Below are 12,684 nucleotides of genomic sequence, written 5' to 3' on the forward strand. Positions count from 1 at the left end.
GATCAGGCGAGGTCGTTGGCCTTCCGGATGACGTCGACAATGCCACCCATGATCGCGGTCAGCCCGAAGTCCTTGGGCGTGTAGACGGCCGCGACGCCCTGCTCCATCAGGCGCTTGCCGTCGGACTCGGGGATGATGCCGCCGACGATCACCGGGATGTCGTCGAGACCCGCCTCACGCAGCCCGGCGAGCACGTCGGGCACCAGCTCCATGTGGGAGCCGGAGAGGATCGACAGGCCGACGCAGTGCACGTCCTCGGCGATGGCCGCCGCGACGATCTGCTCCGGCGTCAGGCGGATGCCCTGGTAGATGACCTCGAAGCCGGCGTCGCGGGCGCGGACGGCGACCTGCTCGGCACCGTTGCTGTGACCGTCGAGCCCGGGCTTGCCGACGAGCAGGCGGAGCCGACCACCGAGCTCCTCACCCGTGGCCGTGACCTTCTCGCGGACGGCGGTGAGCTCGGCACCGGCCTCGACCACGCCGACCGCGCCGGAGACACCGGTGGGAGCACGGAACTCGCCGAACACCTCGCGCAGCGTGCCGGCCCACTCCCCCGTGGTGGCGCCCGCGCGGGCCGCGGCCAAGGTGGCGTGCATCAGGTTCTTGTCGGTCTTGGCCTCCGCCGCCAGCGCCTCCAGCGCCGCGGTGACCGCAGCCTCGTCGCGCTGCTCCTTCCACGCCGTGACCGAGTCACGCGCCGTCTGCTCGGCCTTGGGGTCGGCAGCCATGATCGCGTCGTCGAGGTTCGCCGTCAGCGGCGACGGCTCGGTCGTGTCGAACTTGTTCACCCCGACGATGATCTCCTCGCCGGCCTCGATCCGGGCCCGGCGAGCCGCGTGGGCGCTGACCAGCGCCTGCTTCATGTAGCCGGACTCGACGGCCGCGATCGCGCCGCCCATGGCCTGCACGCGGTCGATCTCGGCCTTGGCACCCTCGACCAGCGAGGCCACCTTGGCGGCGATGACGTGCGAGCCGTCGAAGATGTCGTCGTACTCCAGCAGGTCGGACTCGAAGGCGAGCACCTGCTGCAGCCGCAGCGACCACTGCTGGTCCCACGGCCGCGGGAGGCCGAGGGCCTCGTTCCACGCCGGCAGCTGTACGGCGCGGGCGCGCGCGTTCTTCGACAGCGTGACGCCGAGCATCTCGAGCACGATGCGCTGCACGTTGTTCTCGGGCTGGGCCTCGGTGAGGCCGAGCGAGTTGACCTGGACGCCGTAGCGGAAGCGGCGCATCTTCTCGTCCTGCACGCCGTAGCGCTCGCGGGTGATCTCGTCCCACAGCTGCACGAAGGCCCGCATCTTGCAGGTCTCTTCGACGAAGCGGACACCGGCATTGACGAAGAAGGAGATCCGGCCGACGACCTTCTCGAAGTCGTCCTCGGAGACCTGCCCGGAGTTCCTGACCTGGTCGAGCACGGCGATCGCCGTGCACAACGCGTAGGCGAGCTCCTGGGTAGGCGTCGCGCCGGCCTCCTGGAGGTGGTAGCTGCAGATGTTGATCGGGTTCCACTTGGGGATCTCGTGGACCGTGTAGGCGATCATGTCGCTGATCAGGCGCAGAGAGTGCTCGGGCGGGAAGACGTAGGTCCCGCGCGAGAGGTATTCCTTGATGATGTCGTTCTGGGTCGTGCCGGCGAGCTGGGCGGCGACCTCACGAACGTCGACGCCGGGGTTCTGCTCCTCGGCGGCGACCTGGTACATCGCGAGCATCCACATCGCGGTGGCGTTGATCGTCATCGAGGTGTTCATCCCGGTCAACGGGATGTCCTCGAACAGGCGCCGCATCTCCCCGAGGTGCGGGATCGGCACGCCGACCTTGCCGACCTCGCCGCGGCTCAGCGGGGAGTCGGGGTCGTAGCCCGTCTGCGTGGGCAGGTCGAAGGCGACACTGAGGCCGGTCTGGCCCTTGGCCAGGTTGCCGCGGTAGAGCGCGTTGGACGCAGCGGCCGTGGAGTGGCCGGCATAGGTCCGCATCACCCACGGGCGATCCTTCTCGGGGCGTGCCGCCTCGGCGGGCGTGGCGTCGACCTGCTTGTCAGTCATGAGCACAGAGTATGGCCAGCGTTACCCATGAGTCACCGGATGGAAATGTGAAGAACCCCACCCGGTCAGGCGCTGGCGGCGGCCCGCTCGACCTCGAAGGAGTGCGCGAGCCGGGACAGGTGCATCATCCGTCGCACCGAGGGACCGCAGTTGCGCAGGGTGAGGTGGTGTCCCGCGCGAGTGGCCTGACGGGTCGCGACGGCCAGCACGCGCAGTGCTGTGACGTCGATGGTCCCCACCTCGGCCATGTCGACGACGACGTCCTGCTCGCAGCCCTCGAGCCGCTCGTAGATGGCGCTACGCACCACGAAGGTGCTGCGCACGTCGAAGTCTCCGTGCAGAACCAGTGTCATGCCGTCGAACGTGATGTCCATGGTGGTGCCCCTTGTGTCCCGAGATTGGACTTTGCCGTTCCCCCCGGAGCCGCGCAGCGGAGTGACCGTCGTCACGACTATGACGCAGTGATACCCGGAGGCGTTGCATTCATGCCACACCTTTTCGGTGTGTCTCACGGGCTGGGCCCCACTAGGCTCACCGTCATGGTCAACCTCACGCGCATCTACACCCGTACCGGCGACGCCGGCTCCACCCGCCTGGGTGACATGAGCGAGACCACGAAGAACGATCTCCGGCTCCACGCCTATGCCGATGTGGACGAGGCCAACGCCACCATCGGACTGGCACTGGCGCAGGGTCGGCTCGACGACGATGTCGTCAAGGTCCTCACCCACGTCCAGAACGACCTCTTCGACGTCGGCGCCGATTTCTGCACGCCGGTGGTCGAGGATCCCGAGTTCCCGCCGCTGCGGATCGAGCAGGACTACGTCGACCGGCTCGAGGCCTGGTGCGACCACTACAACGAGCATCTGCCCAACCTCCGCTCGTTCATCCTCAACGGCGGCACCGAGGGCGCGGCCCTGCTGCACGTCGCCCGCACCGTCATCCGCCGGGCCGAGCGGTCGGCCTGGGCGGCCTACGCCGAGCACGGCGAGTCCATGAACAAGCTGGCGATCACCTACCTCAACCGCCTCTCCGACCTCGTCTTCATCCTCGCGCGCCACGCCAACCGCGAGGACGGCGACGTGCTGTGGGTGCCGGGCGGCGAGCGCTCGACCGACTGACCTTTCCATTCCCGACCACCGCGAGACGCACTGCTGGTGCCTGCGCCTGGTCATGCGCCGGATGCTCGGTTGAGCTCCTGCTGCCTGGCTGCCGGCACGACCAGGGCCGCCGGGATCAGCAGTACGGCGACCACGAGCAGCGCCTTGAGGGTGCCGACCTCATCCCCGACGAACCCGAGCAGCGGTGGACCGGCCAGGAACGCGGCGTAGCCGATCGTGGAGACCACGCTGACGCGCGCGGCGGCACGCACCGGATCATCCGCAGCCGCGCTCATGCCGACCGGGAAGCCGAGGGACGCACCCGCTCCCCACAGCACGATGCCGACCACGACCAGCGCGGGGTGTGGGCCCAGGACGATCAGGACGACGCCGAGCCCGGCGACGGCCATCGTGCTCCACAACATCGCCACCCGGCCGAAGCGGTCGATCAGTGGGGTGCCGACCAGCCGACCCAGGGTCATGGCCGCGACGAAGACGGCGAAGCCGGCCACCCCGACCGCGTGCGAGGCACCGTGACCGTCGACCAGCGCGACGGCGAGCCAGTCGTTGGCCGTGCCCTCGGTGATCGCCAGTGCGAGCACCATCATGCCGATCAGCAGGGTGCGCGGCTCGAGCCACGCTTGGAGGGCGGACCCCGCGTGAGCCGGGTCGGTCCTGACGATCGGCAAGAAGGCGGGCGAGGTCAGCCACACGACCACCAGGGCCAGGACGGCCACGGCCGTCAGGTGCAACGAGGCTGGCACCGCCAGGTCGACCACGAGGGCACCCAGCAGTGCACCGACGACGGTGCCGCCGCTGAACCCCGCGTGGAAGCGCGGCATGATCGTGCGCCCCAGGCCGCGCTCGACCTCGGCGCCCTCGACGTTCATCGCGACGTCCCACACCCCGATGCCGACGCCGTAGAGGAACAGGCCGACCGTGGTGGCGGGCAGCAGGTCGCCGAGCCCGATCGCGGCCAGCACCAGGCCGACGGTGGCCGTCACCGCTCCGACGCGGACGACCCGCACGGTCCCCCACCGGTTGATCGCGGCCCCGGTCGTGGGCAGGGCGATCAGGGACCCGAGCGCGATCGCGAGCAGGAGCAGGCCGAGCTGGCCGTTGGACAGCGCGAAGGTCGACCGTGCCTCGGGGATGCGCGAGACCCAGCTGGCGAAGACCAGCCCGTTGAGGAAGAAGCTCAGCGCGACCGCGTTGCGAGCGGAGGTCAGCTCACGCATCAGGTGCGGTGACGGTCCCAGTCGGTGCCGGGCGGGCCGGCCTCCAGCCAGGACTGGAAGCCCGTCAGCGACGCCTCGCTCATGGCGAGCTCGACGGTTCCCTCCGGGGTGGTGCAGGTGACGATGACGTGGCCGGCATACAACGACATCTGCTCGGCGCCGTGGGCGTCGCGTCGACCCGCGTAGGAGAGGGACCGTCGCGACCAGACACGTCGCGGCTGGTGGGAGAGCGAGAAGATCCGGAACCACTCGAGCTGCTCACCGGTGTAGCGGCCCAGGCCGAGCAGCCAGCCGCGGCCGGGGTGGGCCGTGTGCAGGCGACAGCTGAGCTCGAAGGTGCCACCGTGACGCGACAGCACCCGACGGCGGACGATCAGCGCGAGCCCGTACAGCAGGGGAATGAGCAGGATCACGCCAGCAGACTCGAGAAGCCATTGCCAGACGGGCATCCACTCTCCTGCGTGATCGTTGCGGGTTGAGGCGGAAAACAGATGAGCGCACGAACCCAGGAGGTTCGTGCGCTCACCCTATCGGGCTGTGTGTGCAGGTGGTCAGGAAGCCCGTTCCACGGCACGGATCCGCGCCTCGGCGCGGCGTACGGCTTCTTCGGCATCGTCGTTGTTCTCGCCCGAGGCCTTGGCCCGTTCGAGGTCCTGACGGGCCTTCTCGAGGTCGATCTCGTGCGACATCTCAGCGTGCTCGGACAGGATCGAGACGCGGTCGTTGGCGACGGACAGGAAACCCGCGTCCACGGCCGCGACCCAGGTCTCGCCCTCCTCGGTCAGCACGTCGACGACACCCTCGATGATCACCGAGAGGATCGGCGCGTGCCCCGGCAGGATGCCGACGTCGCCTTCGGTCGTACGAGCGATCACGCGGCTCGCCGTACCGGACCAGACGAGCCGGTCCGCTGCGACGAGCTCCACCTGGAGGGTCGAGCCAGAGGTGCCAGCCATCAGAGGCTCTTCTGGATCTCGGCCCACTTGCGCTCGACGTCGTCGAGGCCACCGCACATGAAGAACGCCTGCTCGGCGACGTGGTCGTACTCGCCGTCGCAGATCTTGTTGAACGCCTCGATGGTCTCCGCAACGGGAACCGTCGAGCCCTCGATGCCGGTGAACTGCTTGGCAACGTAGGTGTTCTGCGAGAGGAAGCGCTGGATCCGGCGGGCCCGGGTGACGATGACCTTGTCCTCCTCGGACAGCTCGTCGACACCGAGGATCGCGATGATGTCCTGGAGCTCCTTGTTGCGCTGCAGGATCTGCTTGACGCGAACCGCGCAGTTGTAGTGCTCGGCACCGATGTACTGCGGGTCGAGGATCCGCGACGTCGAGGTCAGCGGGTCCACGGCCGGGTAGATACCGAGCGACGCGATCTCACGCGACAGCTCGGTGGTGGCGTCGAGGTGCGCGAAGGTGGTCGCCGGCGCCGGGTCGGTGTAGTCGTCGGCGGGGACGTAGATCGCCTGCAGCGAGGTGATCGAGCGACCACGCGTCGAGGTGATGCGCTCCTGCAGCTGACCCATCTCGTCGGCCAGGTTGGGCTGGTAACCCACGGCGGACGGCATGCGGCCGAGCAGCGTGGAGACCTCGGAACCGGCCTGCGTGAAGCGGAAGATGTTGTCGATGAAGAGCAGCACGTCCTGGTTCTGCACATCGCGGAAGTACTCCGCCATGGTCAGCGCGGACAGGGCGACGCGAAGACGCGTGCCCGGCGGCTCGTCCATCTGACCGAAGACCAGGGCGACCTTGTCGAAGACGCCGGCCTCCTGCATCTCGACGATGAGGTCGTTGCCCTCACGGGTGCGCTCGCCGACACCGGCGAACACCGACACACCACCGTGGTTCTTGGCGACGCGCGCGATCATCTCCTGGATGAGGACGGTCTTGCCGACACCGGCACCACCGAACAGGCCGATCTTTCCACCCGTGACGTAGGGGGTGAGCAGGTCGATGACCTTGATGCCGGTCTCGAACATCTGGGTCTTGGACTCCAGCTGGTCGAACTTCGGCGCCTTGCGGTGGATGCCCCACCGCTCCTGGACGTCGAGGGTCTCGCCCTCTTCGAGGTTCAGGCAGTCACCGGTCGTGTTGAAGACCTTGCCGAGGGTGACGTCACCCACGGGCACGGTGATGGACTCACCGGTGTCGACGATCTGGCCGCCACGGACCAGGCCGTCGGTCGGCTTCATCGAGATGGCGCGGACCATGCCGTCACCGATGTGCTGGGCGACCTCGAGGATGATCTTCTTGGTCTCACCCTCCAGCTCGAACTCGCAGGTGAGGGCGTTGTAGATGGGGGGCATCGCGTCGGACGGGAACTCGATGTCCACGACCGGGCCGATGACGCGGGCGATGCGGCCCACGCCGCCTGCAGACTTGGTCTCTGCGGACTCGTTGATGGTGGCAGTCATGTCTTTCACTCACTCCCGGCTTGGGCGTCGGCAAGGGCGTTCACGCCGCCGACAATCTCGCTGATTTCCTGGGTAATGCCAGCCTGGCGTGCCTGGTTGGCAATGCGCTTGTACTTCTTGATGAGCTCGTCGGCGTTGTCCGTCGCGGACTTCATCGCCTTCTGCCGGGCTGCCAGCTCGGAAGCGGCGGCCTGCAGGAGGGCGAAGAAGATCCGGCTCTGGACGTAGCGCGGCAGCAGCGAGTCGAGGACCTCACTCGGGGAGGGCTCGAACTCGTAGAGCGGGAGCAGGTCCTCCTCGGAGGGCTTCTCCTCACCTTCCACGACCTCCAGGGGCAGCAGCCGCACAGCGGTGGGCTCCTGGAGCAGCATCGAGCGGAACCGCGTGTAGACCACGTGGACCTCGTCGACACCCGGCGCGGTGCCGTCCTCCGCCGTCACGCCCGTCTCATTGAGGAACGCCGAGATCAGCGTCTCCCCGATGTCGCGAGCGACGTCGTAGGTCGGCTGGTCGCTGAAGCCGGTCCATGCCTGCACGATGGGGCGCTGACGGAACCTGAAGTAGCCCTCGCCCTTGCGGCCGGTGACGTAGATGTCAGCCGTCTTGCCCTCGCCCTTGAGCTTCTCGATGAGGCGCTCGGCCTCCTTGAGCACGCTCGAGGAGTAGGCACCCGCCAGACCACGGTCGGAGGTGACGATCAGGATCGCCGCCTTCTTCGGGTCCACGGGCTCGACCGTCAGTGCGTGGTCGACGTTGGAGAAGGTCGCCACGGCCGAGACCGCACGCGTGAGTTCACGCGCGTACGGTGCGGCCGCCTGGGCCCGCTGCTGCGCCTTGATGATGCGGGACGCGGCGATGAGCTCCATGGCACGCGTGATCTTCTTCATCGACTCCGTCGACTTGATCCGCGCGCGGTACTCGCGTACCGAGAGAGCCATCGTCAGCTCCGCTTCTGCTTGACGATCTGCTCCTGCTCGACGTCCGTGTCCTCGAGAGCGACGTGCTCTTCCTTGCCGGCCTTGATGCTCTGGCCGTCAGAGGTCTCGAACTGGTCGAGGAAGGAGTCGTACGCCTTGATGAGCTCGGACTCGGTGGAGTCCTCGAACTTCGACGTCTCGCGGATGCCCGCAAGGATGCCGGCGTGGCCGCGACGCAGGTAGTCCAGGAACTCGTTCTCGAAGCGCAGGACGTCGTCCGTCGGGACCTTGTCGAGGCGACCCGAGGTGCCGGTCCACAAGGAGACGGTCATCTCCTCGACGGGGTACGGCGAGTACTGCGGCTGCTTCAGCAGCGCCATCAGGCGCTGGCCACGGTCGAGCTGCTGGCGCGAGGCGGCGTCGAGGTCGGAGGCGAACATCGCGAAGGCCTCCATGGCGCGGAACTGCGCCAGGTCAACCTTGAGCGAACCCGTGACGGTCTTCATCGCCTTCGTCATGGCCGAACCACCCACGCGCGAGACCGAGACACCCACGTCGATGGCGGGGCGCTGGTTGGCGGCGAAGAGGTCGGACTGCAGGAAGATCTGACCGTCGGTGATCGAGATGACGTTGGTCGGGATGAACGCCGAGACGTCGTTGGCCTTCGTCTCAATGATCGGCAGACCCGTCATCGAGCCCTTGCCCATCTCGTCGGACAGCTTCGCGCAGCGCTCGAGCAGACGGCTGTGCAGGTAGAACACGTCACCCGGGTAGGCCTCACGGCCCGGCGGACGACGCAGCAGCAGCGACACGGCGCGGTAGGCCTCGGCCTGCTTGGTGAGGTCATCGAACACGATGAGGACGTGCTTGCCGTCGTACATCCAGTGCTGGCCGATGGCCGAGCCGGTGTAGGGGGCGAGGTACTTGAAGCCGGCCGAGTCGGACGCGGGAGACGCGACGATGGTCGTGTACTCGAGCGCGCCGGCCTCTTCCAGGGCGCCACGCACGGCGGCGATGGTCGAGCCCTTCTGACCGATGGCGACGTAGATGCAGCGAACCTGCTTGTCCGGGTCGCCGGACTCCCAGTTGGCCTTCTGGTTGATGATCGTGTCGATCGCGATCGTGGTCTTGCCGGTGGAGCGGTCACCGATGATCAGCTGGCGCTGGCCGCGGCCGATCGGCGTCAGGGCGTCGATCGCCTTGATGCCGGTGGCGAGCGGCTCGTGCACCGACTTGCGCACCATCACGCCGGGAGCCTGGAGCTCCAGCGCGCGGCGGCCCTCGAGGGGCGTGATCTCGCCGAGGCCGTCGATCGCGGTGCCGAGCGGGTCGACCACGCGTCCGAGGTAGCCGTCACCGACGGGGACCGAGAGGATCTCGCCGGTACGGCGAACCGACTGGCCTTCCTCGATCTTGTCGAAGTCACCGAGGACCACGACGCCGATCTCGCGGGTGTCGAGGTTCAGCGCAATGCCGAGGGTGCCGTCCTCGAACTCGAGCAGCTCGTTGGCCATGACCGAGGGCAGGCCGCTGACGCGGGCGATGCCGTCGGCTGCCTCAGCAACCGTGCCGACCTCTTCCTTGCTGGCCGCCTCGGGCTTGTAGTCGGACACGAAACGCTGAAGCGCGTCCCGGATCTCGTCCGGACGAATCGAAAGCTCCGTCATTTCCTCTTCCTCGTCTTCATCTGCTGCTGCTCGAAAGTAACTGTTGTCTGGGGGCGCTGGGTCATGGCCGAATCAGCCGGCCAGCTTGCGGCCGGCGTCGTCGATGCGGCTGGCCACGGTGCCGTCGATCACGTCGTCACCGATCTCGACGCGAATGCCGCCGATGACGCCCGGGTCGATGACCTCGTTGAGGTGGATCGGCCGGTCGTACTGGCGCGACAGTGCGTCGCTGAGCCGCTGCTTCTCGGCATCGGCCAGCGGGTGGGCGACCCGCACGGTGGCAACGCGCTCGCCGTGCACCTGGGCTGCCACCTGCTGGTAGTTCTTCAGGGCCACGGCCACGGTGCGGTAGGTGCCCAGGAGCGCCTGGAGGGCCAGCGTCACCGTTGCCGGCAGCGCCTTGCCCTCGAGGAGGCCGCGCACCAGCGTGGCCTTGTCGTCGAGGGACCGGGCGGGGTCGGACAGCGCGTCGCGCAGCGACGGGTTGTCGTTGACCGCCTGGGCGTAGGAGTGCAGCTCGTCCGCGAGGCGGGCCGAGTCGTCGCCGGCGGACCGGACGATCGCCACCTCACTGAGGTGCTCCAACACATCGCCGAGGTTGCGCGAGACGGTCCAGCGACGACCGACGGCCGACGCGAGGATGTCCAAGGAGACCTGGTCGAGCTTGCCACCGAAGATCTCGGTGACCAGCCCTGCCTTTGCCGTGGCGTCGACGGACACGTCCGTCGCCACCCGACGCAGGCCGGGCTCGGACCGCAGCAGCGTCGACACCGTGAACAGGTCGTCGCCGATGCGGCTCGCGTCCGCGCCTCCGCCCAGCTTGCTCTCCAGCTCGCTGGTGAGCGCGGCCAGGGCGTCGGCAGATGCTCCACGCAGGGCGATGGTCATCAGTTGACCCCGCTCCCGGTGGTGGTCGAGCCGTCGCTCTCGAGCTCGGCGAGGAAGCGCTCGACCACGCGGCTCTGGCGAGCCTCGTCGTCCAGGCTCTCGCCGACGATCCGACCGGCCAGACCGGTGGCGAGGGTGCCGACCTCGGCACGCAGGGAGGTGACCGCCTGCTGGCGCTCCGCCTCGATCTGCGTCTTGCCGTGCTCGACGATGCGCGTGGCTTCGGCCTGGGCCGACTCGCGCATCTCGGAGACGATCTGGGCGCCCTGCTCACGCGCTTCCTCACGGATGCGCGCAGCCTCGTGCCGGGCGTCGGCCAGCTGCTTCTCGAGCTCGGCGAGCTTGGCGTCGGCCTCAGCCTGCTTGGATTCAGCAGCGCTCAGGCCGCCCTCGATCGCCTGCGTGCGCTCGGCGAAGGTCTTCTCGAAGTTCGGCACGACGAACTTCTTGATCGCGAAGAACAAGATCGCGAAGACGATGAGCGCCAGCACGATCTCCGAAACGACCGGTACGAGAGGATTGTGGGCCTCTTCGGCCGCTTGGATAGCGGTGTTCACAGGTGATCTCCCTAATGCCGGGACGGTCGTCAGATGGGCAGGACGAACGCGAGCGCGACGGTGATGATGAAGAGCGCCTCAGCAAGGACGAAGCCAAGGATGGCGATCGACTGCAGGCGGCTCTGAGCCTCGGGCTGACGGGCAACGCCACTGATGAACGCGGCGAAGATCAGGCCGATACCGACACCGGGACCGATGGCGGAGAGGCCGAGGCCGATCATGTTGATAGAGCCTTCCACGGCTTTTCCTTTCGTCGGCGGCGCGCTTGTCGCACCGCTGTTTGGCGAAACTTGTGAGGGGTGGATCAGTGCTCGTCTGCGAGCGCTTCCCCGATGTACATCGAGCTGAGCAGGGTGAAGACGTAGGCCTGGAGGAACATCACGAGCATCTCCAGGAAGCTGACGCCGATTCCGAGGGCGAAGGACAAGATGCCCACGCCGCCGTACAACAGGTTGCCGCTGGTCAGGAGCGCGGCGCCGCCGGTGGCGAACAGGATCAGCAGCAGGTGGCCGGCGAACATGTTGCCGAACAGACGCAGCGTGAGCGTGACCGGGCGGACGAGGATGTTGGAGAAGAACTCCAGCGGGACCAGCAGGAGCAGGATCGGCCCGGAGACGCCGGAGGGCATCGTCGCGTGCTTGAGGTAGCCGAACAGGCCGTGCTTCCAGACACCGGTGCCGATGTAGACGAACCAGGAGATGATCGCCAGCGGGATCACGAAGCCGATGCGCGAGAAGCTCGAGAACTGCAGGAACGGGATGATCCCGTAGTAGTTGTTCACCAGGATGAACATGAACAGCGAGAACAGGTAGGGCACGAACTTCATGTAGTGCTCGCTGCCGATGTTGTCGCGCGCCAGCGTGTTGCGGACGAAGCCGTAGACGGCCTCGCCGGCGAACTGCAGGCGTCCCGGGACCAGCTGGCGCTTGCCCGATGCTGCGATCGTGAAGGCCAGGATCAGCACGGCCGAGAGGATCAGCAGCAGCATCGGCTTGGTCACGCCGAAGTCGGCGACGTGGAAGACCGGGGGGAGCTCGAAGCTGCCCGGACCGGGGGCGTGGAAACCGCCCTCAGCGGACTCTCCGCCCTCACTCAGACTCACGTGGAAGCTCATTCTCTCTCCTGCCTTCGCTCTGCTTGCCGTGACGCGAGGCAAGCCCGCCGAACCGTCCGAAAGTCATGTAGATCGCCAGCGCCACACCGAGCAGGATGCCGATGACGACGAGGTACTTCGTGCCCAGCCATCGATCGAGACCCCAGCCGATGAGGCCGTAGATCGTGGCACCCGAGACGAGGTAGGAAAACGCCAACCAGGGGTCGCCGTATGGGGGTTCGTCCGAGTGCTCCGAAGAGGCCTGCTGCTGAGCCATCGCGCCCCGGACAATAGCAGGCGTGTGAGGTCATCGCGCACCCGCCTCTGGCAGGTCGTAGATGGGGATCCGCGCCCGCACGTGGGCCACGATTTGGGCGATCATCCACGCCAGCGTGGCCACGGCCACGCCGCCGCCGAACCAGCGCCGGTCGAAGGTGCCGTCCATCATCCCGTTGCGCGCGAGCGTGAGCACCACTGCGGCGAGCACGACCAGCTGCAGCGTGTAGGTCACCAGCGCGACCAGCACGGTCGCGCTGGGCAGGATCGAGGCGACGACGTTGAGCACGTAGACGCCGAAGCCGATGACGGCCACGACGAGCAGGGTGCTGACCGCGACACTGCGGACGGCGGTCAGGTCGGAGACCAGCCACGCGACCAGGGCCATCACCAGGCCCGCCAGGAACGCCGCTCCAGCCGCACCGAGGAGCACGAAAGCACCGCGGCGGGTGTCCTGCTTCGACTCGGTCGTCATGTCGGCGGCCGTCCTGTG

At 67.6% G+C, this 12,684-nt stretch carries 15 protein-coding genes; 1 reads left to right on the plus strand and 14 read right to left on the minus strand.

Annotated elements, in window-relative coordinates; all coding sequences use genetic code 11:
* Nucleotides 1-2: 2 nt before the first annotated feature.
* Nucleotides 3-2,042 carry a protein meaA gene (locus C9J87_RS11055; RefSeq protein WP_107705613.1) on the minus strand — a complete coding sequence of 680 codons (2,040 nt, stop codon included), beginning with the start codon at nt 2,040-2,042 and terminating at the stop codon, nt 3-5.
* Between the two features lie 65 nt (nt 2,043-2,107).
* Nucleotides 2,108-2,416 carry an STAS domain-containing protein gene (locus C9J87_RS11060; RefSeq protein ID WP_010832405.1) on the minus strand — a complete coding sequence of 103 codons (309 nt, stop codon included), beginning with the start codon at nt 2,414-2,416 and terminating at the stop codon, nt 2,108-2,110.
* 165 nt (nt 2,417-2,581) lie between these two features.
* Between C9J87_RS11060 and C9J87_RS11065 the strand changes: the two genes are divergently transcribed.
* Complete coding sequence (locus C9J87_RS11065) at nt 2,582-3,163, plus strand: cob(I)yrinic acid a,c-diamide adenosyltransferase (protein ID WP_010832404.1); 582 nt, start codon at nt 2,582-2,584, stop codon at nt 3,161-3,163.
* A 50-nt stretch (nt 3,164-3,213) separates the two neighbouring features.
* Here C9J87_RS11065 and C9J87_RS11070 read toward each other — a convergent pair whose 3' ends face one another.
* The 12 genes from C9J87_RS11070 to C9J87_RS11125 form a co-directional block, all read right to left on the minus strand.
* The gene (locus C9J87_RS11070; protein WP_107705553.1) at nt 3,214-4,380 is read right to left on the minus strand and encodes an MFS transporter; all 1,167 of its coding nucleotides are present in this window, start codon (nt 4,378-4,380) and stop codon (nt 3,214-3,216) included.
* On the minus strand, nt 4,380-4,793 hold the full coding sequence (locus tag C9J87_RS11075) for a DUF2550 domain-containing protein (protein ID WP_010832402.1): 414 nt from the start codon (nt 4,791-4,793) through the stop codon (nt 4,380-4,382). Before C9J87_RS11075 ends, C9J87_RS11070 begins: the two co-directional genes overlap by 1 nt.
* Before the next feature lie 138 nt (nt 4,794-4,931).
* Nucleotides 4,932-5,336, minus strand: a complete 405-nt coding sequence (locus C9J87_RS11080; protein ID WP_010832401.1) for a F0F1 ATP synthase subunit epsilon — start codon at nt 5,334-5,336, stop codon at nt 4,932-4,934.
* Nucleotides 5,336-6,793 carry a F0F1 ATP synthase subunit beta gene (gene atpD, locus C9J87_RS11085; RefSeq protein ID WP_036490456.1) on the minus strand — a complete coding sequence of 486 codons (1,458 nt, stop codon included), beginning with the start codon at nt 6,791-6,793 and terminating at the stop codon, nt 5,336-5,338. The genes C9J87_RS11080 and atpD overlap by 1 nt, the downstream gene beginning before the upstream one ends.
* 5 nt (nt 6,794-6,798) lie before the next feature.
* The gene (locus tag C9J87_RS11090; protein ID WP_010832399.1) at nt 6,799-7,731 is read right to left on the minus strand and encodes a F0F1 ATP synthase subunit gamma; all 933 of its coding nucleotides are present in this window, start codon (nt 7,729-7,731) and stop codon (nt 6,799-6,801) included.
* Nucleotides 7,732-7,733: 2 nt separating this feature from the next.
* The gene (atpA, locus tag C9J87_RS11095) at nt 7,734-9,377 is read right to left on the minus strand and encodes a F0F1 ATP synthase subunit alpha (RefSeq protein ID WP_010832398.1); all 1,644 of its coding nucleotides are present in this window, start codon (nt 9,375-9,377) and stop codon (nt 7,734-7,736) included.
* A 72-nt stretch (nt 9,378-9,449) separates the two neighbouring features.
* Nucleotides 9,450-10,265 (minus strand): F0F1 ATP synthase subunit delta, encoded by an 816-nt coding sequence (locus C9J87_RS11100; RefSeq protein ID WP_010832397.1) that lies wholly within the window; start codon nt 10,263-10,265, stop codon nt 9,450-9,452.
* Nucleotides 10,265-10,822 (minus strand): F0F1 ATP synthase subunit B, encoded by a 558-nt coding sequence (locus C9J87_RS11105; RefSeq protein WP_010832396.1) that lies wholly within the window; start codon nt 10,820-10,822, stop codon nt 10,265-10,267. Before C9J87_RS11105 ends, C9J87_RS11100 begins: the two co-directional genes overlap by 1 nt.
* A 29-nt stretch (nt 10,823-10,851) precedes the next feature.
* A complete protein-coding gene (gene atpE, locus C9J87_RS11110) occupies nt 10,852-11,043 on the minus strand; it encodes an ATP synthase F0 subunit C (protein WP_166318585.1) in 192 nt (63 codons plus the stop codon).
* An 83-nt stretch (nt 11,044-11,126) separates the two neighbouring features.
* Nucleotides 11,127-11,924: a F0F1 ATP synthase subunit A gene (gene atpB / locus C9J87_RS11115; protein ID WP_232211588.1), complete on the minus strand. Its 798-nt coding sequence runs from the start codon at nt 11,922-11,924 to the stop codon at nt 11,127-11,129.
* Complete coding sequence (locus tag C9J87_RS11120) at nt 11,911-12,192, minus strand: AtpZ/AtpI family protein (protein ID WP_010832394.1); 282 nt, start codon at nt 12,190-12,192, stop codon at nt 11,911-11,913. Before C9J87_RS11120 ends, atpB begins: the two co-directional genes overlap by 14 nt.
* A gap of 30 nt (nt 12,193-12,222) precedes the next feature.
* Nucleotides 12,223-12,666, minus strand: a complete 444-nt coding sequence (locus C9J87_RS11125; RefSeq protein WP_010832393.1) for a hypothetical protein — start codon at nt 12,664-12,666, stop codon at nt 12,223-12,225.
* Nucleotides 12,667-12,684: the final 18 nt, after the last annotated feature.

The sequence above is a fragment of the Nocardioides allogilvus genome, from assembly GCF_003047285.1.
Classification (GTDB): Bacteria; Actinomycetota; Actinomycetes; order Propionibacteriales; family Nocardioidaceae; genus Nocardioides; species Nocardioides allogilvus.